This window comes from Sphingobium sp. TA15, from assembly GCF_037101235.1.
GTDB classification, from domain to species: Bacteria; Pseudomonadota; Alphaproteobacteria; order Sphingomonadales; family Sphingomonadaceae; genus Sphingobium; species Sphingobium indicum.
Window position 1 is genome coordinate 2,679,603 of record NZ_AP025355.1, and the last position, 25,494, is coordinate 2,705,096.

Sequence of the window (25,494 nt, forward strand, 5' to 3'; positions counted from 1 at the left end):
TGCCGATTTCTGCGATTTCCCGCTTTGCGCCCTGCCTGCTTGATGGTTAAAAGCCCCGGCATGTCCGTTTCAGACCCGCTGCCCGCGCCGGCAACCGGAAGGTTCATCGCCGCCGAGCATCACTTCCCGCTGCGCGTCTATTTCGAGGACACCGATCTTTCGGGGCTGGTCTATCACGCCAATTATCTGCGCTATATGGAGCGGGCGCGGTCGGACATGCTGCGCATCGCCGGGATCGACCAGCGCGGCAATCTGGAGGGGGGCGAGGGCGTCTATGCCGTCACCGACCTGCAATTGCAGTATCGCCGCCCCGCCCGGCTGGACGACGACCTGATGGTGGTGAGCCGCGTCACGAAGGTGGGCGCCGCTTCATGTTCCATTCATCAGAGGGTCATGCGCGGTGAGGAATTACTGACGGAGGGCGATGTTTCCGTCGCCTTCCTGACGCCCCAGGGCCGCCCGCGCCGGCAACCCAAGCCCTGGATCGACATTTTCAGCCGTTTGATGAGAGGGGAAGACATCCGCCCATGAGCCTTTCGATGCCCGACGTTGGCCTTGCTGTCGGCAGTGCCGCGCAAGCCGCCACCATTTCGCCGCTGGCCCTGTTCCTTCAGGCCGACATCGTCGTGAAGGTGGTGATGCTGGGCCTGCTGCTGGCCAGCATCTGGACCTGGGCGATGATCATCGGCTTCAGCTTCACGCTGCGCAAGGCGAGCAGACAAAGCCGCGCCTTCGAACAGGATTTCTGGAAGGCGGAGGATATCGACCGCTTCTACGAGGCGCGGGGCAAGTCCGAATTCCCCGCCGCCAGGGTGATGGCCGCGGGCGTCACCGAATGGCGCCGCTCCACCGCGCAGAAGGTGATCGACCGGGAGGGCACCCGCGACCGGCTGTCGACCGCCATGTCCAGCACCATCGCGGCGGAGGTCGACCGGCTGTCGGACCGGCTGAACATATTGGCCACCATCGGGTCGGTCGCGCCCTTCGTCGGGCTGTTCGGCACGGTGTGGGGCATCATGCGCGCCTTCACCAGCATCGCGGCGGAGCAGAACAGCAGCCTGGCGGTCGTCGCGCCGGGCATTGCGGAGGCGCTGTTCGCCACCGCCATCGGCCTGTTCGCGGCGATTCCGGCGGTGATCGCCTACAACCGCTTCAGCCATGGCATCAACCGGATGGAATCGGGGCTGACGCGCTTTGCCGACGGCTTCTATTCGACGCTGAGCCGGGAACTGGAGGCGCAGCGGTGACGCTGTTCGCAAACATCGTCATCCCGGCGAAGGCTGGGATCTCGTGCCTCAAGCGCCGCCCTATCCGGCCTGAGATGCCAGCTTTCGCTGGCATGACGGGAAAAGGGGGACGCCTGTAATGGCCATGTCCGGACCTCCTTCCGCGCGTCGCGGGCGCGGGCGCGCGCCGATGGCGGACATCAACGTCACGCCGCTGGTCGACGTGATGCTGGTGCTGCTGATCATCTTCATGGTGACGGCGCCTTTGCTGGTGACGGGCGTGCCGGTGAACCTGCCCGAAACCCGCGCCAAGGGGCTGGACCAGGACCAGAAGCCGACCGTGGTGTCCATCGACCGGGACGGGGGCGTCTTCATCGACGACGCGCAGATCAGCGACGCGGAGCTGCCCGGCCGCCTGGCGGAGATCATGTCCGCCAATGCGGGCAAGGCCGATCCGCCGCAGATATTCCTGCGCGCCGACAAGGGGCTGGACTATGGCCGGGTGATGCTGGTCATGGGCGAGTTGAACCGGGCGGGCCTGAACAAGGTCGCGCTGGTCAGCACCGGCTCCGAAGCTGCAAGCAGCGGTTCAGAATAGGGGCCATAGGCTTTGGCAATGGATCGCGCGGAGAAAATCGGCCTGGGGGTGGCGACGGCGGGACATGTGCTGCTGTTCGGCCTGCTGTCGTCCGGTTTTCTGGCTACTCCCAATCCGCTGAAATTGAACTCGCCGCCGATGGACGTCAGCCTGGTGGACGAGGTAGCGCTGAAATCGACCGCGCCGCAGGTGTCGACCCAGCCGCCCCCGCCCAGCGTCGCGCCGGAGCAAGGCCCGACCGAGGACGCCGCGCCCGCGCCGGAGCCCGAACCCGCGCCCCAGCCGACGCCCGCCCCGCCCGCACCCAGGCCCGCGCCGCCCAGGCCGGTGGCGAAGCCTGCGCCCGCCAAGCCCGCGCCGCCGAAAAAGACGGCGCCCGCCGCCAAGCCGAAGCCCGCGCCGGAAAAACCCAAGCCCGCCGCCGCCGCGCCGGCCAAGGCGTCGCAAAAGCCCGCGGCCAGGCCGAAGCCCAATGCCCCTGCCCGCGCTTCGGGTCAGGGCAAGGCGGAAAAGCCCAAGGGATCGTTGCTGGGCAAGGATTTCCTGAAAGGCATCGATACCGAGGCCGACGCGCCGCGCAAGCCCGCGCCGCCGCCCGCCGCCGCCATGGGACCGGCGCAGAAGGCCGCGCTGGACCGTTTGATCGGCGATCAGATATATCGATATTTGAACCTTCCGTCGGGCGCGGACGTGGAATTGCTGGTGGCGTTTCTGGACGTCAAGCTGGACCGCAATGGCCGCGTGATCGGAACGCCTGAGGTCATCGACGTCCAGGGCATCAATGCCAGCAATCGGCCCCAGGTCTCGATCTACAAGGAACGCGCGGTTCAGGCGGTGTTGCGGGCGTCCCCGTTCAAGGGGCTGCCGACTGAATATTATGAACAATGGAAGTGGCTCAGCCCACTGCGAGTCTATGCGAGGAAGGCACGATGAACAGCTTGAAGCTCTGGCTTAAGGGGAATCGTGCTCCTGCGAAGGCAGGAGCCCAGTTCGGAGTTCGGGACTGGGCTCCTGCCTTCGCAGGAGCACGGGGGAGGATGATCCGGTCGCGCCGCTTGCGGGGCCTCGCCTCGCTCGCGGCTGGGCTTCTTCTGGGAGCGACCCCCGCTCTGGCCCAATTGTCGGTCGACGTGACCGGGGACATCGACAGCAGCCTCAAGATCGTGGTTCCCGCGCTGCCCGCGCAGGCGGAAGTCTCCACCCCCGCCGGTTCCTCGACCGAACTGGGGCGCAAGATCGCGGAAGTGATCGCGTCGGACCTCAAAGGGTCGGGCCTGTTCGATCCTTCCGGGCCGAACGGCATCCCGACCATCGCCTTCCCCGAAGTCACCAGCCCCGCCTATGACAAATGGGGCGCCTATCAGGCGCTGGTGCAGGGGTTCGTGCGCACCACGGGGGGCGAGGCGGACATCACCGTCGGTTGCTATCTCTACGACGTGGCGTTGAAGCAGGAATTGACGCGGCAGGGCTATGTCGTCAGCCCGCGCGACTGGCGGCGGGCCGCGCATAAATGCGCCGACGCCATCTATGCGCGGCTGTCGGGCGAAAGCCCCTTCTTCGACAGCCGCATCGCCTATATCGCGGAGAGCGGACCCAAGGGGAACCGCACCAAGCGCCTGGCCATCATGGATTCGGACGGCGCCAACCACCGCTTCATCACCAATGGCCAGTCGATCGCGCTGACGCCGCGCTTCTCGCCCGATTACAAGTCGATCGTCTATGTGAGCTACCTGAACAACCGGGTGCGCATCTATGTCTACGACATCGGCACGGGCAAGCAGCGGCTGGTGACGGAGAGCAGCAATGCGACCTTCGCGCCGCGCTGGTCGCCTGATGGGCGCAGCATCCTCTTTTCCATGGCCATCGCGGGCAATACCGACATTTATCGCGTATCCGCCACCGGCGGCGCGCCGCAACGCCTGACCACCGCGCCGGGCATCGACGTCGGCGGCAGCTATTCCCCCGACGGCCGCCAGATCGTCTTCGAAAGCGACCGTTCGGGCAGCCAGCAAATCTATGTGATGAACGCCGACGGTTCGGGCCAGCGCCGGATCAGCCATGGCGGCGGCCGCTATGCGACGCCGGAATGGAGCCCGCGCGGCGACCTGATCGCCTTCACCAAGATTTCCGGCGACTTCAAGATCGCGGTGATGACCCCCAGCGGCGACAATGAGCGCATCCTGACCAATGGCTGGCAGGACGAACAGCCGAGCTGGTCGCCCAATGGCCGCGTGCTGCAATTCTTCCGCACCACGCCGGGCCGGGAGGGGAGCAGCCAGGTGTGGCAGGTCGACCTGACCGGGGTGAACGAACGGCGCATCCCGACGCCGCTCAGCGGTTCCGACCCGGCTTGGGGTCCGCTGCTGCCTTAATCTGCATCAGATCGGAACCGAAACGTCCTGACTGCGTAACGACTTTAGACCCTGTGTTGAGGAGCAACCCGATGAAACTTTCCCGTCCCTTGCTGATGGCGACCGCCATCGTGGCTCTTGCCGCCTGCTCGAAGAAGCCGCCGCAGGAACTGCCGCCCGCGCCCGGCGGCGATGCTTCCGCGCAGACCGGCGGGCCGGCCACGCCCTCCGGCCCGGTCAAGGGCAGCCAGGAGGATTTCGTCGCCTCCGTATCGTCGGACCGCATCCTGTTCGACACCGACCAATATGATGTCGACGCGCAGGACCAGCAGATATTGCAGAGCCAGGCCGCCTGGTTGCAGCAGAACCCCAATGTCCGCGTGACCATCGAAGGGCATGCCGACGAGCGCGGCACCCGCGACTACAACATCGCGCTGGGCGAGCGCCGGGCCAATGCCGCGAAGAACTATCTCGCTTCGCTGGGCATCGACGCGGGGCGCATCACCACCGTCAGCTACGGCAAGGAACGCCCCGCCGCGCTGGGTTCGGACGAGGCCGCCTGGGCGCAGAACCGGCGCGCGGTGACGGTCACCGTCCAATATTGATCCTGTGAAGCATTGGGGTCGCGCCAGCTTCATGACCCGCCGGTCCCTTCGGATCGGCGGGTTTTCTTTTTTGGGGGAAGCGCGACATGCTCCTGCGCAGGCGGGAGTCCAGTTTCAACGTCGAACTGGGTTCCTGCCTGCGCAGGAACACGGCTCGACTCAGGACCAGCCGCCGCCCAGGGCCAGGAAGATCGCGATCTGGTCCTGCACCAGTTGCACCCGCGCCGCCGCCGCCGACGCCTCCGCATTGGCGAGCGAGCGCTGCGCGTCCAGCAGGGACAGGAAATCGCCCCGTCCGAAGCGGAACAGCTTGCCCGCCTGCGCCGCCGAGATGCCCGCGCTGTCCCGCGCCCGGTCCAGCGCCGCCGTCTGGTCGGCATGGCGGCGGTAGCTTTCCAGCGCGGTCTCGGTCTGGCGCAACGCATCCAGCACTATGCCGTCGAAGCGGGCGAGATCGGCCTGCACCTGCGCGTCGGCCTGCGCGATCCGCGCCCTGACGACGGGGCGGTTGGGGAAGCTCCAGCTCAGCAGCGGCCCCAGGCTCATGCCGAAGCTGGTGCCCGAACCCGCGCTCCTGAGCGGTCCGGAAAGGCCCAGCGATCCGCCGATGCCGATCTGCGGATAGAGGTCGGCCGTCGCCACGCCGACGCGGGCGGTGTCGGCGGCGATGCCGCGTTCCGCCTGCCGGATGTCGGGCCGCCGCCGGATCAGCGCCGCGCCGTCGCCCACGGGCAGGGCCGCGTGCAGCATCGGCAGGGTCGCGCAATCCTCCACGTCCTTCGGATAATCCGCCGGGGCGCGGCCCAGCAGGGTCGCCAGCAGATATAGCCCGCCCTGCCGCTGCGCCGCGAAGGCGGGCAGACCGGCCTCGCTGGCGTCGACCGCCGCCTGCGCGCGGCTGACATCGAAGGCGGTGCCGCGACCACCCTTGAACAGCCGCTGGGTGGCGTTGAGAGTTTCCCTTTGCAGGGCCACGACGCGGCGGTTGACGGCCAGCGAATAGTTGGCGGCGCAGACCTGCGCATAGGCCCTGGCCGTCGCCGCCGCCACGCCGACCCGCACATAGTCGCGCGCGGCCGCCACGGCTTCGACATCGGCGGCGCTCGCCTCTATGGCGCGCCTGATCCGGCCGTTGAGGTCGAGCGGATAGGAGGCGGAAAGGCCCAGATCATAGCCGACCACGCCCGGCAGGCTCTCCGCCGTGCCGGAGGGCCGGGCCAGGGTGGCTCCGCCGCTGACGGTGGTGCCGACGGTCCGTCCGGCCTCCGCCTCGCGCAGCACGGCCTGCGCCGCGCTGAGGTTCGCGTCGGCCACGCGCAGGTCGGTGTTGGCGGCGAGCGCCTGTTCGACCAGCGCGTCCAGCCGGGGATCGTCATAGAGCCGCCACCAATGGTCGGGCAGTTCGGCATTGCTGAAGCGGGCGTCCTGCGCCGACAGGAAGGCGCCCTGCACGGCGGGGGCGGTTGCGGCGGACTTTTCCGGCGGGCGGTAGTCCGGGCCTGCGGTGGCGCAGGCGGTCAGGGCGAGGGCCATCAGGGGCGCGCATATCTTTGTCCTGGGCCCGCTCTCTTCTGGTGAAGGCTGGCGGCTTCTCAAGAAGGAAAAGGGCTTCGACAGGCTCAGCCCGAACGGAGGAAGGGAAGCGCCAGAAGGCAGGGCGTTACGCATGGCGGCACTGTCCCGGCTTTGCGTTCTTCCGCGCCGGTTCGATGGTCACGGTGGCGGTGCGACCGGCGATCAGCTTCACCTCCGCCGGTATGTGGGTCAGCTTCACCCGCACCGGAATGCGTTGGGCCAGGCGCACCCAGGAGAAGGTCGGCTCGACCGTGGGGAGCAGATTGCCCGAATCCGAACGGCTGCTGTCGTTGATGCCATAGGCGATGCTGTCGACCCGCCCGTGCAGATCCTGCGCCTCGCCCATCAGCCGGACCGTCACCGGCGCGCCGATGCAGACCAGCGGCAGCTTGGTTTCCTCGAAATAGCCCTCGACGCGCAGGCTGTCGCGGTCGACCAGGGCCATCGCCTGCTGGCCCGCGGCGACGAAATCGCCCGGATGCAGGTCCAGGTTCGTGACGACGCCGTTGACCGAAGCCACCACCTGCGTCCGTTTCAGGTTCAGCGCGGCGGCGTCCCGCGCGCTCATCGCCTCGGCCAGCGCGGCCTGCGCCGTGGCGACGCGGGCGACATTCTGCTCATGCGCCTCCTTGGCCACCAGATCGCCCAGGGCCACGTCGCGGGTCGCCTCCCGCCGGGCCTGGCCCAATGTCGCCTTCGCGCTGGCGATCCGCGCCTCCGCCTGCTCCACCGCCAGCGCATAGCGGGGCCGGTCGATCACGAACAGCAGGTCGCCCGCCTTCACCGCCTGATTGTCGTGCACGGCGACGGACGTCACCAGCCCGCCAATGTCGGGCGTCACCCGCACCACATCGGCGCGCACCCGCCCGTCGCGGGTCCAGGGGCTGCGCTCATAATGATTCCACATCCATATGGCCGCCAGCAGGGCGGCGATGACGACGACGATGGTGGCGGCGCTGCGGCCCAGCGTGGCGGCCAATGTTGAAAAGGGGCGGTTCATAGGCGGATTCCAAGGGTGGGGACGAGGATGGCGAGCGCGCCCAGCATCAGCACGAAGATGCTGAGGTCGACCGCCGCCCGATAGGCGAGGAAACGGTAGAGGCCGAAGGCGCCGATCAGCCGGGTCACGCCCCAGCTCAGGACCAGCGCGACCAGCGCCAACAATAAAAGCGTCGGGACATAGACGCCGCCCAGGGCGATTTCTCCGGTCATGCAACGGCCCTCCGATAGCCTTCGCTCTCCGGGAACAGGTTGCGGCGCAGGCTGACCAGCGCGAGGATCGCCTGCCGCCGGATCGCGGCGCTGGGATTGCGGGACAGGTCGCCGATCGCGTGGTCGATGTCGGCGAGCAGGGCCGGGCGAGCGGGCGCGGGCGCGTCCGGGTCCAGCCCGCGATAATGCGCGCCCACCCCGGTCAGCACATCGGCCAGCGGCGCGGCTTCATCGGCGGGCAGGTCCAGCCGCAATTGCCGCAACTCGCCGATGGCGACCCCGGTCCGAAGGTCGCGCAACGCATCGTAGAGCGGTCGCCCGCTGTCCGACCGGGTCGCCGCCAGACGGGGGGCGAGCAGCGCGATGCGGTCCAGCATCCGGTTGATCCAGCCGCGCACGTCGGGCGGCGTCATCAGCGTGGCGCGATTGGCTATGTCGTTCCAGCCCGCCCGCACCGTGCGCCGGATCGCCCGCTCGACGCCTGCCGACTGCAACAGCCCGGCCATGACGATGGCGAACCAGAGGCCGACCAACTGCGCCACCGTGCCGTTGGCATAGGCGGCGAATGCGTCCCGGTAACGGTCCGACAGCAGCACCGGGCTGCCCAGCCCCAGCAATGTCGGCAGGGCGATGCCCATCCAGCGGGGCGACGCCATCATCGTGCCCAGCAGCAGCAGCACCGGCGCATAGGCCGCCGCCAGCATGGCGAACCCGTCCAGGCGCGGCATGATGACATAGCCATAGACCGCGCCGATCAGCGAAGCGGCGATGGTGCCGATCATGAAGCCCTTGAGCGGGGCCAGCGGATTGTCCGACCCGGCGAACAGGGAAAGGAACACGCCCGCCAGCATCACCGCCGTGCCGCCGTCCCTCCACCCGCTGCCGATCCACAGGGCGCAACCCAATGCGATGGTGACGAAGGCGCCAAAGGCGCCGCGGGCCGCCCCGACATGATCCCTGTGCAGTTCGCGGTTGCGCCGCCCCTCCAGCAATTCGCCGACGCGGGGACTCACCGCCTCGCGCCTGTGGGTCACCATCTGGTCGTAAAGGTCGCGGCAGTCGCGATGCGCCGCGATCAGCGTGGCCAGCCGGGCGAACAGGCTGAGGCGCATCATCTCCGCCCAGCCCATCTCCTCCCGCGCCGCGGGCTCCAGTGCGGCGCAGCGGGCGATCAGCGCGTCCGCCGCCGCCGTGCGGGCGGCAATATCCTCGCCGGGGTCGACGATCCAGGCGCGGATGTCGGCGATCAGCTTCCGGACCGGCGGCGGCACCTTTCCGCCGCTGGCCGCCTTCAGCATCGCCAGACGGTCCTCCACCGCCGCGCCCAGCGGCAGCAGCAGGGAAAGCTGGTCCTGCATCGCCCGCACCGTGCGCACGCGGGGGGCCAGGCGGCTGATGTCGAAGGGCAGGTGCACCGACATCTGGTGCAGTTCGGTGATGTCCTGCGCCAGGCGGCGGCGTTCCTGCGCCAGCCCCTCCACTGGCTCCAGCGCGATGGCGTCATGGGACCAGCGTTCGGCGTCGCGCAGCATCGCCTGCACCCGCGCCAGCAGCAGGTCGGTGATGGAGCCGGGGAAGACGACGCCGTGGACCAGGCTGCCGCACAGGATGCCCAGGATGATTTCCTGCACGCGCAGCGTGGCCACGGTGAAGATGGCCTGGGGCGTGTCGACGTCGGGAAAGACGATCAGGCAGGCGCTGTAGCCCGCCAGCACGAACATGTAGGATCGCGGCGTCCGGTCGAGCAGGGAGATATAGACGCAGGCCGCAACCCATGAGGCCATGGCCAGCGACAGCAGTTCGGGGGAATTGACCAGCGGCGGCACGATAGCGACCGAAAAGACCGCGCCGGTCAGCGTGCCGATGGTGCGGAACACCGCCTTGGAAATCACCGCGCCCGCCAGCGGCTGGGCGACGATATAGCTGGTGAGGAAGGCCCAATAGGGCCGTTCCAGCCCGATGCTGAGCGCCGCATAGAGCGCCAGCATCGCCGCCGCGAAACATTTGAGGGAGAAGAGCGCGGCCGGCCAGCCGATGCGCTCGCCAAAGGCCTTCATGTCAGCACTGCCCCCGCCGCTCGGCCATGCGCCGTTCCAGCAGGCCCAGCAGGTTGACGAGGATTTCGACGGCGGTGTCGGGCACGCCCTCCAGCAGTTCGCGCCGCAAATTGGCCAGCCGGGCCTCGATCTGGCCCACCAGTTCCTTTCCCTCCGCCGTGAAGGCGACGCGGTTCGAGCGGCGATCGTCGGGATTGGGCACGCGCTCGACAAGGCCCGCCGCCTGCAACTGGTCCAGCGTCCGCACCAGCGAGGGCTGGGCGATGCCCAATTCCTCCGCCAGGTCGGCCTGCCGCGCATCCGGGCCGAGCCGGTCGAGATAGATGAGGCACCAGCCCGCGCTGTTGGATACGCCGAACTCCGCCAGCGCCAGATCGGCCAGTTGCCGCCATTGGCGCGATACCTGGGGCAGCTTGTGCGCGAGGATGCGCTTCAGTTCGGATCGGGACATTTTTCTTAGATAGCTAACTAATGGATTTCGTCAAGTCATTTTTCAATCCTCCCTATTCGGGAGATGGGGAGGAATAGGAAGGGGGCGGGGAATTCTGTTCCCCGCCCCCTTCCTGTCGCTATCGAACCGTCAGGCCCGGCGCGTGCCGGAGAAGCCCGCCGCGCCGAAGGCGCCAAGCTGCATCGTGCCGGTGATGCTGTCGCCGCTCACCTCCGCCTCGCATTCCAGCGTCATCGGCATGGGGATGGTCATGTTCATCTTCCAGACCAGCTTGTTGCCGTCGACCTTGCCGTCCGCCACGTCGAGCGAACCCATCATGCCCGCGAAGGTGCCGTGGAAACTGTCCCCGGAACTGATGACGGTCAGCACGCCGTTCTGGTCGCCCATCGGGGTCTTCGCCACGCAATCATAGGCGCCGTCCACTGCTGCCATAGCACTTCTCCTTTACGTAATCGTCAATCGGCCAATGTGCCCATTTCCACCGGCAGGCCGACCGCGTCAAGCTGCGGCTTCACCAGTTTCGCGTCGCCCACCACGACCCAGATCAGCCGGGCGGGATCGATCGCCTCCCGCGCCGCCTTGTCCAGGTCCGCCGCCGTCATCGCCCGGTAGACGCCCGGAAGCGTCTCATAATAATCGTCCGGCCGCCCCAGCATCCGGTTGCGCATCATCGCGCCCAGCAGGTCGGACGAGGTTTCGAAGCTGCCCGGCAGCGACAATATCTGGCTGTTGATCGTCTGGTTGCGTTCCGCCTCGGTCGTGCCCCTGGCGGTCAGGAAGTCGCCGATATCCTTGCGCGCCGCGATAATGGACTCGCCGGTCTTGTCGGTCTGCACCGGGGCATAGACCAGCAGCGGGATCGTTTCCTTGACGCCCGGCAGCGCGCTGCCCGCATAATAGGCCCAGCCCTTCGTCTCCCGCAGGTCCATGATCAGGCGGGAGGTGGAACTGCCGCCCAGCACTTCGTTGGCCGTCAGCAGCGTCACCGGATTGTCGGTGCCCGCCTTGTTGGTGAGCAGGCCGGCGAGGATCATCGACTGCGGACTCTGCGGCTTGTCGACCAGGATGATGCGCGACGGGCGCATCATGCGGTCCATGCGGAACAGCTTGGTCCCCTTCGCCGCCTTGGGCGCCTTCCAGTCGCCGAACCGCTTTTCCAGCAGCGGCATCACGTCGGCCAGCGTCGTGTCGCCGGTGACGAAGATGGTCGCATTGTCGGGCCGCAGCCATTTGTCGTGGAAGGCGACCAGATCGGCCCGCGTCACTGCCTTGACGCCGCTTTCCGTGCCGGAGCCGGTGAAGGGAATGCCGTAGGGATGCGCCTGCCCATAGAGAAGCGGCGGCAGCAGGCGCTGCGCGATGGGCATGGGTTCGGTCTTTTCCGCCGCGATGCGGGTCAGCACCTGGCCGCGCAGGCGTTCGACCTCCGCCGGGGCGAAGGCGGGGTTGCGGATCACGTCGGCCAGCAGGCCCAGCGAGGCGTCCAGATTGGGCTTCAGCGCATAGAGGCCGACATTTGTGGCGTCCATGCCGTTGCCCGCGCTGATCGAGGCGCCCAGCCGTTCCTGCTCCTCCGCGATCTGGATGGAGCTGCGCGTGGTCGTGCCCTCGTCCAGCAGCGCGGCGGTCAGCCCGGCCGTGCCCAGCTTCGCCTTGTCGTCGGCGGCGTTGCCCGCGTCGAAGGATACGGACACCCGCACCACCGGCACCGTGGCGCGGCGGGCGAAGACGATGGGGATGCCGTTTTTGAGCTTCGCATGCTCGACCGTGGGGAATTCCAGATCCTTGACCGGCTCTATGCCCGGTTCGGCGACCTTGGTCGGCGGCGGCGGTGTCGCCGCGATCGGCGCGGGCTTTTTGGGATCGCGGAAATAGGCGGGACGATGGGTGGCGTTGCCCGCCAGCGCATTATCCTCCGCCGAACGCTCGCCGGGCGCGACGGTCAGGCGGAACACCGGCCGCGACAGCCATTTGCGGGCCGCCTCGCTCACCGATTGCGGCGTCGCGGCGGCATAGGCGGCCAGATCCTTCTTATATTTGGCCGGATCGTTGGAATAGACCGCTCCCTCGGCCAGCGTCACCGCCTTGCCGCTGAAACCGCCCACCTTCTCCAGCCCGCCGATGGTGCCGGAAAGCTGCGCCGTCGCGGCGCGCTGCACCTCGTCCGCCGTCGGCCCCTTGGCGAGATAGTCCGCCAGAAGCTGATCCAGCCGCCTGCCTACCGCCGCCGCGTCCTGCCCCGGCTTCACGTCCACCGTGATCTCCGCGATGGAGAGTTTCTCGAAGGGCTGGATGCTGGCCTTGGCGGCCACGGCGACCTTCTCCCCCCGCACCAATATATTGTCGAGCCGCGACGACCCCAGCCCGCCGAACACCGACATGGCGAGATCGAGCTGGGTCAGATCGTCCGAATTCACCCCCGGCACGATCCAGTTGCGGTAGAGCCGGGTGGCGGCGACATTGTCGTGCATCACCTTCTCGACATCCTTGTCGAGCGTGGGCACGGTCGCATCGACATCCTGGGGCGCGGGACCGGCGGGGATATTGCCGAACCATTTTTCGACCTTCGCCTTCGCGGTCGGCACGTCTATGTCGCCCGCCAGCACCAGCACGGCGTTGTTGGGGCCGTAATGGGTTTTGAACCATGTCTGCACGTCGGCCAGGCTGGCGGCGTTCAGGTCCGCCATCGACCCGATGGTGGAGTGGCGATAGGGATGCCCCTCCGGCAGCATCGCGGCCAGTTGCGCATATTCGACGAGACCATAGGGCTCATTCTCGCCCATGCGCTTTTCATTCTGGACGACGCCGCGCTGGGTATCGAGCTTGGTTTGCGTGACGGCGCCCAGCAGATGGCCCATGCGGTCGGATTCCAGGAACAGCGCCCGGTCCAGCGCGCCGGTCGGCACCGTTTCGAAATAATTGGTGCGGTCGAACCAGGTCGTGCCGTTCCAGTCGGTGGCGCCAATGTCCTCCAGCCGCCCGAAGAAAGGACCGTCGGCATTTTCGGAGCCGTAGAACATCAGATGTTCGAACAGATGGGCAAAGCCGGTCTTGCCCGCCGGTTCGAAGCGGGAGCCGACATGATACCAGATCGACACGCCGACCACGGGCGCCTTGCGGTCGGTGTGGACGATGACGCGCAGGCCGTTCTTCAGCGTGAATTGCTCATAGGGAATGTCCACCGCCGACACGAGGCTGGAGAGCGGCGCGGGCGCGGCCGCGCTGGCCGCCCTGGGCGCCGCGACGGCCTGCATCGTGGGCGCCAGCGCGAGCGAGGACAGGCCGAGCATCAGGGCCAAGCGGCGGGAATGGGGGGAGAAGGTCATGAGCGCCTCATGATGGTCATGGATCGGCAGGCAGCATAGCGGGGCGTTTTAGCCGTGCAATACGCTTTCCGCTGGACAGGCCGGGCGGGCGCGATAGGCTTGACCTTCAACCATAAGAGGTTTCGCACCCGATGCGCCTTCGTTCCTTCGCCTTCGCTTCCACCTTCGCCCTTGTCCTCGCCGCCCCCGGCCTCGCCTTGGCCGAACCCTCACCTGCCATCACCGGGGAAGCGATCCGCGCCGATATCGGCTTCCTGGCCGACGACCTGCTGGAGGGACGCGACGCGGGCACGCGGGGCTATGACATCGCCGCCCGCTATGTCGCCGCGCGGTTCGAGACCTTGGGCCTGCGGCAGGCCGTGCAGGATAGCTGGTATCAGCCCGTGACGCTGGCCGTCGCCCAACTCGACAAGGCCTCCGCCCCCGCGATGGCCATCGGCGGCAGGCGCTTCGCCAATGGCGATGACGTCGCGATCGCCGCCTTCGGCCGCGAGCCGAAGCAGAGCATCGAGGCGCAGGCGGTGTTCGTCGGCTATGGCCTGAAATCGGACCGGGAGAAGATAAACGACTATGCCGGGCTGGACCTGAAGGGCAAGTTCGCGGTCGCGCTGTCCGGCTCGCCGGTCGGCATGCCGAGCGAGATCGGCGCGCATCTGGCCGCCGAAAAGTCGCTGGCGGCGCAGCAGGCCGGAGCCATCGGCCTGATCACCATTCCCACCACCAGCTATCTCAATCGCACCCCATGGGAGAAGGTGCGCGACCGGGCGCAGCATCCGGCGGTGAGCTGGCTGGACAAGGAGGGGCAGCCCTATGTCCGCACGCCCGCGATCCGGGGCACCGGCACGGTGAACGGGGCGGCCGCCGACGCGCTGTTCGCCGGATCGGGCAAGACCGTCGCCGCGATCCGCGCCCAGGCCGAGAAGAAGGGCGCCCGGCCCAAGGGATTCGCGCTGAAGCCCGCCGTCCGCATCGACCGCGCCAGCAGCGTGGAGACCGCGCCCAGCCGCAACGTGCTGGCGGTGCTGCCCGGTTCCGACCCGGCGCTTTCGCATGAATATGTGCTGCTGATGGCGCATCTCGACCATCTGGGCGTCAGGGAAAGCGCCAAGGGACCGGACAAGGTCTATAATGGCGCGATGGACAATGCGTCGGGCGTGGCGACCATGCTGGCGGTGGCCAAGGCTTTTGCGGAAAGCGGGGAGCGGCCGAAACGATCCATCCTGTTCGCGGCGGTGACGGCGGAAGAAGACGGGCTGTTGGGGTCGCAATATCTGGCGAGGAACCCGGTCCTGCCGGCCGGCGGCAAGCTGGTGGGCGTGGTCAATCTCGACATGCCGATCCTGACCTATGATTTTCAGGACGTGATCGCTTTCGGGGCCGATCATTCGACCCTGGGGCCTATCGTCGAGAAGGCGGCGAAGGCCGAGGGCGTTTCGCTTTCGCCCGATCCTCTGCCCGCCGAGGGGCTGTTCACCCGGTCCGACCATTACCGCTTCGTGCAGGAAGGGGTGCCTGCGGTGTTCCTGATGACGGGGTTCGCCGGGCCGGGGAAAGAGGCGTTCGAACATTTCCTGAAAACCGACTATCACCAGCCGTCGGACCAGATGAGCCTGCCCTTTCACTGGGAGGCGGCGGCCAAGTTCGCCAAGGTGAACTATGCCATCGCCCGCGAGATCGCGGACGAGCCGCAGGCGCCGCTCTGGTACAAGGGCGATTTCTTCGGGGACGCCTTCGCGCCGGATGCGCACAAGGCGGTGAAGCAGTAGGGAACATGTGTTCTTCGGCTGAGGTTTAATACACCGTGCTCCTGCGAAGGCAGGGGCCGGTTGAAACGTCTGAACTGGGTTCCTGCCTTCGCAGGAACACGGCGCGCCGAGAGCTAAGGATATTTGCGTAGGGCCTCTTGTGTTGCTTTTATGCAACATTACATCGTGACCAGCTTCACGAAGGGCCAAATTGCAAGAGAGGACTCTGATGAACCTCGAAAAATTCACTGACCGCGCCAAGGGTTTCCTCCAGTCGGCGCAGACCGTCGCGATCCGGATGAGCCACCAGCGCATCGGGCCGGAGCATCTGTTGAAGGCGCTGCTGGAGGACCAGCAGGGCATGGCGTCCGGGCTGATCAAGGCGGCGGGCGGCGATGCGGGCGTGGCGCTGCGCGAAACCGATGCGGCGCTGGCCAGGGTGCCCGTAGTGTCGGGCAGCGGGGCGCAGCAGACGCCGGGGCTGGACAATGACGCGGTGCGGGTGCTGGATTCGGCCGAGCAGATCGCGGCCAAGGCGGGGGACAGCTTCGTCACGGTCGAGCGGCTGTTGCTGGCGCTGACGCTTGCCACCACCACGGCGGCGGGCAAGGCTTTGGCGGCGGCCGGGGTGAAGGCGGAGGGGCTGAACGCCGCGATCAACGCTCTGCGCGGCGGGCGCACCGCCGATACGGCGGGGGCGGAGGATCGGTACGACGCGCTCAAGAAATTCGCCCGGGACCTGACCGAAGCGGCGCGGGCGGGCAAGCTGGACCCCGTCATCGGCCGCGATGAGGAAATCCGGCGGACGATCCAGATATTGGCGCGGCGGACCAAGAATAATCCCGTGCTGATCGGCGACCCCGGCGTCGGCAAGACCGCCATCGCCGAGGGGCTGGCGCTGCGCATCGCCAATGGCGACGTGCCCGATACGTTGAAGGACCGCACGCTGATGGCGCTCGACATGGGGTCGCTGATCGCGGGGGCGAAATATCGCGGCGAGTTCGAGGAACGGCTGAAGGGCGTTCTGGACGAGGTGAAGGGCGCGGAGGGGCAGATCGTCCTCTTCATCGACGAGATGCACACGCTGATCGGCGCGGGCAAGTCCGAAGGGGCGATGGACGCGGGCAATCTGTTGAAGCCTGCCTTGGCGCGCGGCGAACTGCATTGCATCGGCGCGACGACGCTCGATGAATATCGCAAATATGTGGAGAAAGACCCGGCCTTGCAGCGGCGGTTCCAGCCCGTCTTCGTGGGCGAGCCGACGGTGGAGGACACCATCTCCATCCTGCGGGGCCTGAAGGAGAAATATGAACTGCACCATGGGGTGCGGATCACCGACGGCGCGATCGTGTCGGCGGCGACCCTCTCCAACCGCTACATCACCGACCGTTTCCTGCCGGACAAGGCCATCGACCTGATGGACGAGGCGGCGTCGAGGCTGCGCATGGAGGTGGAGAGCAAGCCGGAGGAGATCGAGACGCTCGACCGGCGGATCATCCAGCTCAAGATCGAGCGGGAGGCGCTGAAGAAGGAGACGGACAAGGCTTCGCAGGATCGCCTGGCGGCGCTGGAGGAAGACCTGGCCAATCTGGAGCAGCAGTCAGCCGAACTCACGCAGCGCTGGCAGGCGGAGAAGGACAAGATCGCCGGCGAGAGCAAGCTGAAGGAACAGTTGGACGCCGCGAGGGTCGAACTGGATCAGGCGCAGCGGGCCGGTGATCTGGCGAAGGCGGGGGAACTGGCTTACGGGCGGATTCCCGAACTGGAGCGCAAGCTGGAAGAGGCGCAGAACGTCACCCAGGGCGCGATGCTGCGCGAGGAAGTGACGCCGGAGGACATTGCTTCGGTGGTCAGCCGCTGGACCGGCATTCCCGTCGACAAGATGATGGAGGGGGAGCGGGAGAAGCTGCTCGCCATGGAAGCGGAACTGGGCAAGCGCGTCATCGGGCAGGCGGAGGCGGTGAAGGCCGTGTCGACCGCCGTGCGTCGGTCGCGGGCAGGCTTGCAGGATCCGAACCGGCCGCTGGGGTCGTTCCTGTTCCTGGGGCCGACGGGCGTCGGCAAGACGGAGTTGACCAAGGCGCTGGCCGGATTCCTGTTCGACGACGACAGCGCGATGGTGCGCATCGACATGAGCGAGTTCATGGAGAAGCATTCGGTCGCCCGGCTGATCGGCGCGCCTCCGGGCTATGTCGGCTATGAGGAAGGCGGCGTGCTGACCGAGGCCGTGCGGCGGCGGCCCTATCAGGTCGTGCTGTTCGACGAGGTGGAGAAGGCGCATGGCGACGTGTTCAACGTGCTGTTGCAGGTGCTGGACGATGGCCGCCTGACCGATGGGCAGGGACGCACTGTGGACTTCACCAACACGATCATCGTGCTGACGTCGAACCTGGGCAGCCAGTTCATCGCCTCGCTGGCCGATGACGAGCCGGTGGAGAAGGTCGAGGATCAGGTGATGGACATCGTCCGGGCGCATTTCCGGCCGGAATTCCTGAACCGGCTGGACGAGGTGATCCTGTTCCACCGCCTGGGCGCGAGCCATATGGCGCCGATCGTCGACATCCAGGTGGCGCGGATCGGGAAGCTGCTGAAGGACCGCAAGGTGACGCTGGACCTGACCGACGGGGCGCGGGCGTGGCTGGGGCGGGTCGGTTACGATCCGGTCTATGGCGCGAGGCCGCTGAAGCGCGCGGTGCAGCGCTATCTGCAGGATCCGCTGGCGGATTTGATCCTGCGCGGGGAAGTGCCGGATGGCGCGACGGTGAGGGTGGATGAGGGGGATGGAGGGTTGAGGCTGGCCATAGCGTCAGCGTAGCCCGTAAATCCGCATGAAATCGCCAAGCAGGTCTCGATAGGGCTGCGACACGCCGATCCCATCCCTGTTGATCGGCCGTCGCACCTGCTGGACGCTGGAAGTGACCACTGGACGATCCGTTTTATGAGGTTCGAACGGCCCCTTTTCCAGCGGGAGACCGCAATGGGTCAGGATGCGTTCGATATGCCGTTCGGGTTGCGCGACCAACTCTTCATAGTCGACGACCAGCAGACGGTCTCCCAGTTCGGATTGCCAATGCGCGAACAGCCGATCCTCCAACTGGAAATGGAATGCGATATCCTCCAGATTCCAACTCCAGTTCAGACCCTTGGCGAAATAGGTGCGGAATATCGACCAGGCGCAGTCGAGCGGATCGCGCCGCATCCATATGAGCGGCGCCTGAGGGAGCAGAGCCGCGACAAGGCCCATGTGGCGGCTTCCCTCCAGCGTCTTGTCGACCACTCGCCCTTCGGGTCCGAACCGTTCCGCGATGAGGTGGAGATAAAGCCCCGCAAGATCGTTGGGCGCGCCCCCGGATTGCATGAAGCGGTCCAGCCATTCTGCGCCCAATCCGCCAATGTCCTGCACGATTAGGCGGAAGCGGCCCAACTCCTCCCCGCCCGCGACCGCGCTATGGCTTGCGAGGATCTGTTCCACCAGCGTGGTGCCCGATCGCGGGAGGCCGGTCACGAAGATCGGGCGCGCCGTGTCGACGGTCACCTGCTGGGATAATCGGTCGATATAGGCTCGGCTGAAATGCCGATGCGCCAGATCGGCCTCTTTCCCATCGGCCTGGCGATCGTAGACATGGTGCTGCGCCGCTATGCCCGCGCCGGTCGTGTAGGACGCAGCGGCACTTTCATAGTCGCCAAGATCATGGGCGACCTTCCCCAGGGCATAATGGTAACTCGACCGTTCCAGTGCGCCTTGCCTATTGATCGCCGGCCCTGCCTTTCTCAGCGCTGCATGGCTTTCATCGGTGAGCAATGCTCCGGACATGGCCAGGGCGAGCCACGCCTGGCCTGAGGCGGGTTCCTGCCTGACAGCCTCCTCAAGCCAGAATATGGCTTCTTCTGTCCGCCCCAAATTCAATAGCAGCGTACCTCGCATATAGGCATTGGCGAGGGGAGTTGGGATTGAGCGGGACACATGCTCCAGCTTGTTCAACGCCTCTTGCGGATTCCCCATCTGCGCAATCATCGCAGCCTGCTCGAACAGCGCGGCTTCGGATGGGTTCTGCTTCACATAAAGGTCCAAGGCGTGGCGCGCATCGGTCAACTCGCCATTCTGGATCAGCAACATGGCAATGGATTTCCACTGGGTTCCCAGCGGGCCAGCGATAGCGATCAACTCCCGCGCCACTTTGTTCATGCCGCCACGGTCGCGAAGCATGAGCGACTGCTTCAGTTGCTTCATCATTTCGACCACCGGCATGTCACTCATTCTGCCCATCCTTTTTCCGGCATGAAAAAGGGGGACGCTCCAAGCGCCCCCCTTCCTTTTCCTCGGTATTGCCGATGATCGGCTTACATGCCGCCGCCGAACCGAAGCGCCCAGGTGAAGCGGACGGCCCGCGGAGCCTGATAGCCGGTGACGAACCTGAAATCGTCGCGCAAGGAACCGTCGTCATTCTCACCGAACTCAACATAGTCGAGCTTCGACTTCCAGTTGAAGATGTTGAAGACGTCGACACGGAAGCTGGAGCGACCCAGTTCCTTGGGGAGCTGGAACTGGATGCCAAGATCGACATTCTTGAACCAGTTGCCCTTGAACGACGAACCGCGCGGGACGAGCGTCGAGTCGGTCGATCCGCCGTTACCGGCCGGATTGGCGCAATAGAAGGACGCCGCCTGATAGCCCTGAGCGAACTCGTCGGTCGGGTGAACGCCGATGCACGAGAAGCTGCGGGGCGACTGGACAGTCACATTGGTACCCAGCGTCACCCATTCGGCAGGCTTATACTGCCCGAACAGCTTGAAGGTGTGCTTGCGGGCATTGGCGAGCGTGCCAAAGGCGCCATCGGTCAGACCCGGCTGGTCGAAGTCCTGCGTCAGGCCGGCGTCATCCTGGTTGTTGTCCGACTTGACCGATCCTTCGTAATTTCCGCGAAGTTTCTGCCAGGTGTAGGAGAAGTCGAAGCCGAACGTGCCGTTGAAGGCCTTGCTCAAAGTGAATTCGACCGCATCATATTTACGGACAGGCTTCGGATAGCGGAGCTGCTGGCTGGTCAGGGTCACGACGTCGCACTGACCCGCGATGGTGCAGTCGCCATCCAGGCGAACCGTGATGTCCTTGCCGGGATTGGCCAGAACATATTGGTGGAAGCCGCTCCAGACATCGCCGCAACCGCTGATGCCGTTAGTGTCGCAATAATCGAGCACCGCAGCGTCGATCGCGACGTCTTCCAGCGTCTCCTTCAGCCTGCGGTTGATGTAGCGCAGGCCAACGGTCCAGTCGTTGAACCGATGGGTCGCGCCGATGATGAACTCCTCCTGGAACATCGGCTTCAGATTCTGCGATACCAGCGTGTCCGTCGGACCCGCAATGCCGTCCGAAAGGACAGTGGAGCAAAGCTGGCCCGCACCCGGACCGATGTCCGGACAATCGAGCGCGTTTGCGCCGGTCAGGGCACCCAGCAGAGGCGTTCCGTTAGCCGTGGTCTGCGGGTTGGCCGGTGCACCGCCAGCGGCGGGGGAACCGGGATTGACGCCGATCGGATAGGCATAGCGTTGTTCGTAGAAGGTCTCGGCACCCGCCAGACGGATGTTGGTGTTCGTAGCGACCGGCAGGTAATAACGACCCCAGAAGGCGTTGATCTTGGTCAGCTTGTCGCCGAACACGTCGAACGACGCGCCCAGACGCTGAGCCCACTGGTTCTTGATATCCAGATATTCTTCGCCAGTGATGCCGTAATTCTGGAAACGGTCATTGCGCACGCCAATCTGAAGGTTCAGCCGGTCGTTAAGCAGATCCCAACTGTCCTGCGCATAGAAGGCCGTCTGCTTCGTCTTGAACTGGCCGCTGTTCAGATAATAGCGGGTACGGATATAGTTCGGCGTGTACCGATAGACGACGCCTTGCGTGTAGAAGGTATCTTCCTTCGCAGACAGATCTTCCCGGTCGAAGCCGACGCGCAGATGGTGCGATCCCATCAGGTTGAAATAGAAGTCCGCATCGGCGCGGAAAACTTCGCGGCGGTCCTGCGAATCGGTGGGCGACAGCGGAATACCCGAAACGGTTTGCAGCGACCCGTTCAAGGTCGATTGAACGGTCGGACCGGCGTCTCCGATCAGGACATCGCGACGCTTGTAGTTGTTCTGACCCCAGGCGCCCGACAGGGTGAACCAGTTGGTGAACTGACCGGTATACTGGACGATGAAATTGTCGCCGCCCACTTCCTTGTCTTCACGGCCGACGCTGCGCCCCACCACATCCCCGGTGACCGGGTCAAGGGGGAGATAATCGGTATATTCATGCCGCTGGTCACGGAAATAGGTCGCCTCGAGACGATGGCCATCGGTGATGATAGCGTCCAGCTTACCGCCGAAGAAAGGCGATTTGCTGGTCGTCTTCTGGCGGTAGCCGCTGCTGACGACGCTGTCGTCGTCACGCACATAGCGCGGCGTGTAGAGCGCATAGAAGAACAGACGGTCCTTGATGATCGGACCGCTGGCATAGATGTTGGTTTCGATCGTCTCGTTATAGTCGTTGTCGTTGCGCTGCTTGAGCGCTCCGGCGGCATTCAAATAGGTGTTGGGCGCACGCTTGGTCAGACCCGCGGGCTGGAAAGCGACGACCGCGCCGGCCTCAAAATCGTTCGAGCCGGACTTGACGACAGCGGATGTAACGCCACCGAGCGCACGGCCATATTCGGCGGTCCAGCCGCCGGTCTTGACGTCGAGCGTGCGGTAGAATTCGAACGGAACGGTGTTGTTGCCGACGAAGGTACGGAAGTTCGTGGTGTTGAGGCCGTTCACGTAATAGCTGTTTTCGGCGATCGATGCGCCGCCGAACGATACGCAGTCCGTACAGTCGGCAAAGTTCGTATCACCCGCGCTGGTGCCGGGGGCCAGGAGCGCCAGAGAGGAGAGCGTACGCGCAACGGGCACGGATTCGGAAAGCGACTGCACGTTCAGCGTCAGACCTGTGGTCGTGGCAGCGAAATCGTTTGTTTTGACGCGGGCGCCAGTAACCACGATGGTCTCGCCGCTGTCCGCTTGCTGCTGCGACGAGCCGCCGGCAATGTAGCGATAGGTGTTGGACTGACCGGCGACGACCGGCACCGCGTTATCCTCAACCACTACGGTCCCGCCGCTGGTCACAGTCACCGAATAGGAGCCGGTGGGCAGCGCGGTGATGCGGAACACGCCAGCCGAGTCCGTGGTGGCGGTTCTGGTGAATCCCTGCTCATTAGACTTGATGGAAACTTCTGCGCCAGCGACCGGAGCATTGGCCTGATCGACCACTGTCCCGACCAGATTACCGCGTGTGTAATCCTGGGCCATAGCTGCGGTGGACGCACCCACGATGGCGAATAGCCCGGCACTGCCGAACGCAACCACCTGCAATGCCGCGCTTCCGCGCAGCAGCGCATTCTTTGAAATTTTCTTCACTACCCAGTCCCTTGCTCTGGCGTGACAGCAGGCTCAAAGCCCACCCCTGTTTCATTATGTCGACGCGCAAAGAGGGCAAAGGAGCCCGACAGCAAACCCTCTTCACTCGTGCTGCGCGATACTCTGCGCAGTCGTTTTATGAGTGTAAAGCAGAGTGGAAGGTCGAAAATCGCATTTGACCGGCACTGTAGCAATTATGCCACAGACCGAGAAAAGGAGATTGAACGCCCGTTTAACAACATTGTTACAGGCCTGAGTTTTGGGAGAAAATTTTGCGTTTCGGCGCAGCGAAACGAACGAATAAAATTATAGTTCCGTGAAATATTGCTTCAACTTTGCGGCATCTGCCCCGCCAGCAGGAGGGGGTCGATCCGCGCATCATTCCATTTCATGCCCCAGTGAAGATGGGGCCCGGTGGCACGCCCGGTGGCGCCGATCGCGCCGATGCGCTGTCCTTGGACCACATGTTGGCCGGGAATCACGTCGATCCGCGAGAGATGGAGGAAAGCGCTGTTCAATCCATGTCCATGGTCGATCATCAGCAGATTGCCCTCCAGCGTGAAGGGGCGGTCGGCGGCCAGGATCACTACCCCATCGGCTGGCGCAACGACGGGCTCGCCCGGCGCGCCGGCTATGTCGACGCCGCCATGATAGGCGCCCGGCTGGCCCTGATAGACGCGCTGCGATCCGAACAGGCCGGAGATGCGGCCGATACGCGGCCAGATGAAGCGCTGGCGCCAGCCCTGCGCGTCCGTCACGACATTGCGCGCGGCGGCGATCCGTTCCAGTTCGGGCTTGCGCAGCGCGAGGAAGGCTTCGGTGCTTTTCGTCGGGCGCAGCGGGGCGTTCACCTGCTCGATCCGCCAGTCGCGGGGCGCGACGGTGAGCGTGCGGTCGAGCGGGGTGCCGTCGGCCAGGCGTCCGGTCAGCCGGGCCTGCGGCTGCGCGTCGCGGTCGAAGGCGATCAGGAAACGGCCATCGGCATCGACCGGCACTGGCTGTCCGTCGAAGCGCAGTTCGACTATCCCCTTGGGCGCGGTGCCCAGCAGGACGCCGCCCTGGACGGGCACGCCGGTCAGGGTCAGTTGCGCGGGAGGGGGCGCCTCAGCCGCCATGCCGGTTGTCGCCAGCGCTGCGGCGACGATCCAGCCCTTCATGGACGACCCGGCATCTTACAGGCCACGCGCCTTCAGTTCGGCCTGGGCGGAGATTTCGGCGCTGGCATAGGGTTCCTGCCGGGCGATGCTCCAGTAGCGCAGATCCTCCAGCGGGATTTTCCGCCCGCTGACGGCGCAGAGCACATGGTCGCCCGCCTGGAGCACGCGGAAGCTGTAGGCCATATAGTGCAGCCGGGCCGGGCGGTCGCGGTTGGACATCAGCATGGGATCACTCGGCCTTTCTTGCGCAGCGGCGTCATCGGGAAAACAGGTCCGGTTGGCCCGCTTCCTCGCCCTCGCGGGGTTTGCGCGGGGGGCGTGACGGGTTCGATATAGCTTGCGCGGGCGGCTTCTCAAGGGGCGTGCCGCCTTCGATGGTCGCGCCCACCGCGCCGTCGCGGAAGTGCAGGCTGACCGCGCCCGCCGCCTTCGCATCCGCCACGGATTTCACCAGCCGGTCGCCCGCCATCACCCGCGCGAAGCCGCGTTGCAGCGGCAGGTCGGGATTCACCGAAGTGAACAGCCGCGACACCCGGTCGAAGGCGGTCGCCCGGTCCCGATAGACGCGCTCCAGATAATCGGGGCGCAGTTGCAGCCGGGCCACGCGCTCGGCGGCGCGGTTGACATATTGGCGCAGCAGCGCGGGGCGCAGCGCGCCGCCCGCCTGGCCCAGATGCGTGCGGGCATCGGCGATGCGGTGCCGCAGGGCGCTGGCAAGGCCATCGGACAATTGGTCGAGCCGTTGGCGCTGGGGCGCAAGCAGCGTGTCGGGGGTCGGCATCAGCCGCGCCTGCATGTCCAGCCGTTCGCGGGCCTGCGCCGCGCCGCGCCGCACGGCCCGGTCCATGCGCAGCCCCTGTTCGGTCAGCATCGCCAGCAGCTCCGCCCGCACCGGCACGGCCATTTCCGCCGCCGCGGTGGGCGTGGGGGCGCGCATGTCGGCGGCATAGTCGCACAGCGTCGTGTCCGTCTCGTGCCCCACGGCGGAGATGATCGGGATGGAGCTTTCGGCCACGGCGCGGACGACGATTTCCTCGTTGAAGCTCCACAGATCCTCAATCGATCCGCCGCCCCGCGCCACGATCACCAGGTCGGGCCGGGGGATGGGACCGCCGGGCTGCATCGCGCTGAAGCCGCGCACCGCCCGCGCCACCTGTTCCGCCGCACCCTGCCCCTGCACGAGCACCGGCCAGAGCAGCACCTGCGTCGGGCAGCGATCCTCCAGACGGTGGAGAATGTCGCGGATCACCGCGCCGGTCGGCGACGTTACGACGCCGATGACGCGGGGCATGAAGGGCAGGCGGCGCTTGGCGGATCGGTCGAACAGCCCTTCGGCGGCGAGCTTCTGCTTGAGCTTTTCCAGCAGCGCCATCAGCGCGCCTTCGCCCGCCAGTTCCATCCGATCGATCACGATCTGATATTTGGAACGGCCCGGATAGGTGGTGAGCTTGCCGGTGGCGATCACCTCCACCCCGTCCTGCGGCGCGAAGGGCAGGCGCGCCGCCCCGCCCTTCCACATCACGCCGTCGATCACGGCATTGTCGTCCTTGAGGCAGAGATAGATGTGGCCGGACCCCGCCCGCTTGAACCCGGAAATCTCGCCGCGCAGGCGGACATGGCCGAAACGGTCCTCCACCGTGCGCTTCAGCAGGGCCGACAATTCGCTCACGCTGAGCGGCGGCGCGTTGTCCCCTGAGCGTTCCTCGGCTAACAGGCGCCCCGACACATCATATCCAGCTTCATATTCCGGGGACATGGGCGAA

The 25,494-nt window shown here is 66.0% G+C and carries 20 protein-coding genes; 8 read left to right on the forward strand and 12 right to left on the reverse strand.

Annotated features, from left to right (window positions below):
• Positions 1–60 precede the first annotated feature (60 nt).
• The 6 genes from ybgC to pal all read left to right on the forward strand — a co-directional run bounded on the left by ybgC (position 61) and on the right by pal (position 4,780).
• On the forward strand, positions 61–531 hold the full coding sequence (ybgC, locus tag Sj15T_RS13330) for a tol-pal system-associated acyl-CoA thioesterase (RefSeq protein WP_007684321.1): 471 nt from the start codon (positions 61–63) through the stop codon (positions 529–531).
• Positions 528–1,247, forward strand: coding sequence for a protein TolQ (tolQ, locus tag Sj15T_RS13335; RefSeq protein ID WP_013041466.1), 720 nt, complete (start codon positions 528–530; stop codon positions 1,245–1,247). Before ybgC ends, tolQ begins: the two co-directional genes overlap by 4 nt.
• Before the next feature lie 118 nt (positions 1,248–1,365).
• The gene (gene tolR, locus Sj15T_RS13340; protein ID WP_013041467.1) at positions 1,366–1,824 is read left to right on the forward strand and encodes a protein TolR; all 459 of its coding nucleotides are present in this window, start codon (positions 1,366–1,368) and stop codon (positions 1,822–1,824) included.
• A gap of 18 nt (positions 1,825–1,842) precedes the next feature.
• Entirely contained in the window at positions 1,843–2,757 is a 915-nt protein-coding gene (locus Sj15T_RS13345; protein ID WP_013041468.1) for a hypothetical protein, read from the forward strand.
• Between the two features lie 107 nt (positions 2,758–2,864).
• Positions 2,865–4,196, forward strand: coding sequence for a Tol-Pal system beta propeller repeat protein TolB (gene tolB, locus Sj15T_RS13350; RefSeq protein WP_041386652.1), 1,332 nt, complete (start codon positions 2,865–2,867; stop codon positions 4,194–4,196).
• Between the two features lie 71 nt (positions 4,197–4,267).
• Positions 4,268–4,780, forward strand: coding sequence for a peptidoglycan-associated lipoprotein Pal (gene pal, locus Sj15T_RS13355; protein ID WP_007689541.1), 513 nt, complete (start codon positions 4,268–4,270; stop codon positions 4,778–4,780).
• A 159-nt stretch (positions 4,781–4,939) separates the two neighbouring features.
• Here the strand turns inward: pal and Sj15T_RS13360 are convergent, their stop codons facing one another.
• The 7 genes from Sj15T_RS13360 to Sj15T_RS13390 all read right to left on the reverse strand — a co-directional run bounded on the left by Sj15T_RS13360 (position 4,940) and on the right by Sj15T_RS13390 (position 13,401).
• On the reverse strand, positions 4,940–6,313 hold the full coding sequence (locus tag Sj15T_RS13360) for an efflux transporter outer membrane subunit (protein ID WP_013041470.1): 1,374 nt from the start codon (positions 6,311–6,313) through the stop codon (positions 4,940–4,942).
• 127 nt (positions 6,314–6,440) lie between these two features.
• A complete protein-coding gene (locus Sj15T_RS13365; protein ID WP_013041471.1) occupies positions 6,441–7,355 on the reverse strand; it encodes an efflux RND transporter periplasmic adaptor subunit in 915 nt (304 codons plus the stop codon).
• Entirely contained in the window at positions 7,352–7,567 is a 216-nt protein-coding gene (locus tag Sj15T_RS13370; RefSeq protein ID WP_007689534.1) for a DUF1656 domain-containing protein, read from the reverse strand. The genes Sj15T_RS13365 and Sj15T_RS13370 overlap by 4 nt, the downstream gene beginning before the upstream one ends.
• Positions 7,564–9,624 carry an FUSC family protein gene (locus Sj15T_RS13375; protein WP_013041472.1) on the reverse strand — a complete coding sequence of 687 codons (2,061 nt, stop codon included), beginning with the start codon at positions 9,622–9,624 and terminating at the stop codon, positions 7,564–7,566. Before Sj15T_RS13375 ends, Sj15T_RS13370 begins: the two co-directional genes overlap by 4 nt.
• A 1-nt stretch (position 9,625) precedes the next feature.
• Positions 9,626–10,075, reverse strand: coding sequence for a MarR family transcriptional regulator (locus Sj15T_RS13380; protein ID WP_338756120.1), 450 nt, complete (start codon positions 10,073–10,075; stop codon positions 9,626–9,628).
• Between the two features lie 129 nt (positions 10,076–10,204).
• A complete protein-coding gene (locus Sj15T_RS13385; protein WP_013041477.1) occupies positions 10,205–10,507 on the reverse strand; it encodes a hypothetical protein in 303 nt (100 codons plus the stop codon).
• Between the two features lie 23 nt (positions 10,508–10,530).
• Positions 10,531–13,401 (reverse strand): pitrilysin family protein, encoded by a 2,871-nt coding sequence (locus Sj15T_RS13390; RefSeq protein ID WP_013041478.1) that lies wholly within the window; start codon positions 13,399–13,401, stop codon positions 10,531–10,533.
• Between the two features lie 131 nt (positions 13,402–13,532).
• Here Sj15T_RS13390 and Sj15T_RS13395 point away from each other — a divergent pair, with 131 nt between their 5' ends.
• Both Sj15T_RS13395 and clpB read left to right on the forward strand, forming a co-directional pair.
• Positions 13,533–15,167, forward strand: a complete 1,635-nt coding sequence (locus Sj15T_RS13395) for a M28 family metallopeptidase (protein WP_013041479.1) — start codon at positions 13,533–13,535, stop codon at positions 15,165–15,167.
• Between the two features lie 208 nt (positions 15,168–15,375).
• Positions 15,376–17,961, forward strand: a complete 2,586-nt coding sequence (gene clpB, locus Sj15T_RS13400; protein ID WP_013041480.1) for an ATP-dependent chaperone ClpB — start codon at positions 15,376–15,378, stop codon at positions 17,959–17,961.
• Here clpB and Sj15T_RS13405 read toward each other — a convergent pair.
• The 5 genes from Sj15T_RS13405 to xseA all read right to left on the reverse strand — a co-directional run bounded on the left by Sj15T_RS13405 (position 17,953) and on the right by xseA (position 25,487).
• Positions 17,953–19,404, reverse strand: coding sequence for a sulfotransferase (locus Sj15T_RS13405; RefSeq protein WP_013041481.1), 1,452 nt, complete (start codon positions 19,402–19,404; stop codon positions 17,953–17,955). The genes clpB and Sj15T_RS13405 overlap by 9 nt on opposite strands.
• Before the next feature lie 83 nt (positions 19,405–19,487).
• Positions 19,488–22,523, reverse strand: a complete 3,036-nt coding sequence (locus Sj15T_RS13410; RefSeq protein ID WP_338756232.1) for a TonB-dependent receptor — start codon at positions 22,521–22,523, stop codon at positions 19,488–19,490.
• A 380-nt stretch (positions 22,524–22,903) separates the two neighbouring features.
• The gene (locus Sj15T_RS13415; protein WP_013041484.1) at positions 22,904–23,731 is read right to left on the reverse strand and encodes a M23 family metallopeptidase; all 828 of its coding nucleotides are present in this window, start codon (positions 23,729–23,731) and stop codon (positions 22,904–22,906) included.
• Between the two features lie 15 nt (positions 23,732–23,746).
• The gene (locus Sj15T_RS13420; RefSeq protein WP_007689519.1) at positions 23,747–23,956 is read right to left on the reverse strand and encodes a DUF2093 domain-containing protein; all 210 of its coding nucleotides are present in this window, start codon (positions 23,954–23,956) and stop codon (positions 23,747–23,749) included.
• Positions 23,957–23,987: 31 nt separating this feature from the next.
• Positions 23,988–25,487 (reverse strand): exodeoxyribonuclease VII large subunit, encoded by a 1,500-nt coding sequence (gene xseA / locus Sj15T_RS13425; protein ID WP_013041485.1) that lies wholly within the window; start codon positions 25,485–25,487, stop codon positions 23,988–23,990.
• Positions 25,488–25,494 lie beyond the last annotated feature (7 nt).

Coding starts and splice junctions, on each gene's coding strand:
- ybgC (WP_007684321.1), top strand. CDS start 61: ATGTCCGTTTCAGACCCGCTGCCCGCGCCGGCAACCGGAAGGTTCATC.
- tolQ (WP_013041466.1), top strand. CDS start 528: ATGAGCCTTTCGATGCCCGACGTTGGCCTTGCTGTCGGCAGTGCCGCG.
- tolR (WP_013041467.1), top strand. CDS start 1,366: ATGGCCATGTCCGGACCTCCTTCCGCGCGTCGCGGGCGCGGGCGCGCG.
- Sj15T_RS13345 (WP_013041468.1), top strand. CDS start 1,843: ATGGATCGCGCGGAGAAAATCGGCCTGGGGGTGGCGACGGCGGGACAT.
- pal (WP_007689541.1), top strand. CDS start 4,268: ATGAAACTTTCCCGTCCCTTGCTGATGGCGACCGCCATCGTGGCTCTT.
- Sj15T_RS13360 (WP_013041470.1), bottom strand. CDS start 6,313: ATGGCCCTCGCCCTGACCGCCTGCGCCACCGCAGGCCCGGACTACCGC.
- Sj15T_RS13365 (WP_013041471.1), bottom strand. CDS start 7,355: ATGAACCGCCCCTTTTCAACATTGGCCGCCACGCTGGGCCGCAGCGCC.
- Sj15T_RS13370 (WP_007689534.1), bottom strand. CDS start 7,567: ATGACCGGAGAAATCGCCCTGGGCGGCGTCTATGTCCCGACGCTTTTA.
- Sj15T_RS13375 (WP_013041472.1), bottom strand. CDS start 9,624: ATGAAGGCCTTTGGCGAGCGCATCGGCTGGCCGGCCGCGCTCTTCTCC.
- Sj15T_RS13380 (WP_338756120.1), bottom strand. CDS start 10,075: ATGTCCCGATCCGAACTGAAGCGCATCCTCGCGCACAAGCTGCCCCAG.
- Sj15T_RS13385 (WP_013041477.1), bottom strand. CDS start 10,507: ATGGCAGCAGTGGACGGCGCCTATGATTGCGTGGCGAAGACCCCGATG.
- Sj15T_RS13390 (WP_013041478.1), bottom strand. CDS start 13,401: ATGACCTTCTCCCCCCATTCCCGCCGCTTGGCCCTGATGCTCGGCCTG.
- Sj15T_RS13395 (WP_013041479.1), top strand. CDS start 13,533: ATGCGCCTTCGTTCCTTCGCCTTCGCTTCCACCTTCGCCCTTGTCCTC.
- clpB (WP_013041480.1), top strand. CDS start 15,376: ATGAACCTCGAAAAATTCACTGACCGCGCCAAGGGTTTCCTCCAGTCG.
- Sj15T_RS13405 (WP_013041481.1), bottom strand. CDS start 19,404: ATGAGTGACATGCCGGTGGTCGAAATGATGAAGCAACTGAAGCAGTCG.
- Sj15T_RS13415 (WP_013041484.1), bottom strand. CDS start 23,731: ATGAAGGGCTGGATCGTCGCCGCAGCGCTGGCGACAACCGGCATGGCG.
- Sj15T_RS13420 (WP_007689519.1), bottom strand. CDS start 23,956: ATGCTGATGTCCAACCGCGACCGCCCGGCCCGGCTGCACTATATGGCC.
- xseA (WP_013041485.1), bottom strand. CDS start 25,487: ATGTCCCCGGAATATGAAGCTGGATATGATGTGTCGGGGCGCCTGTTA.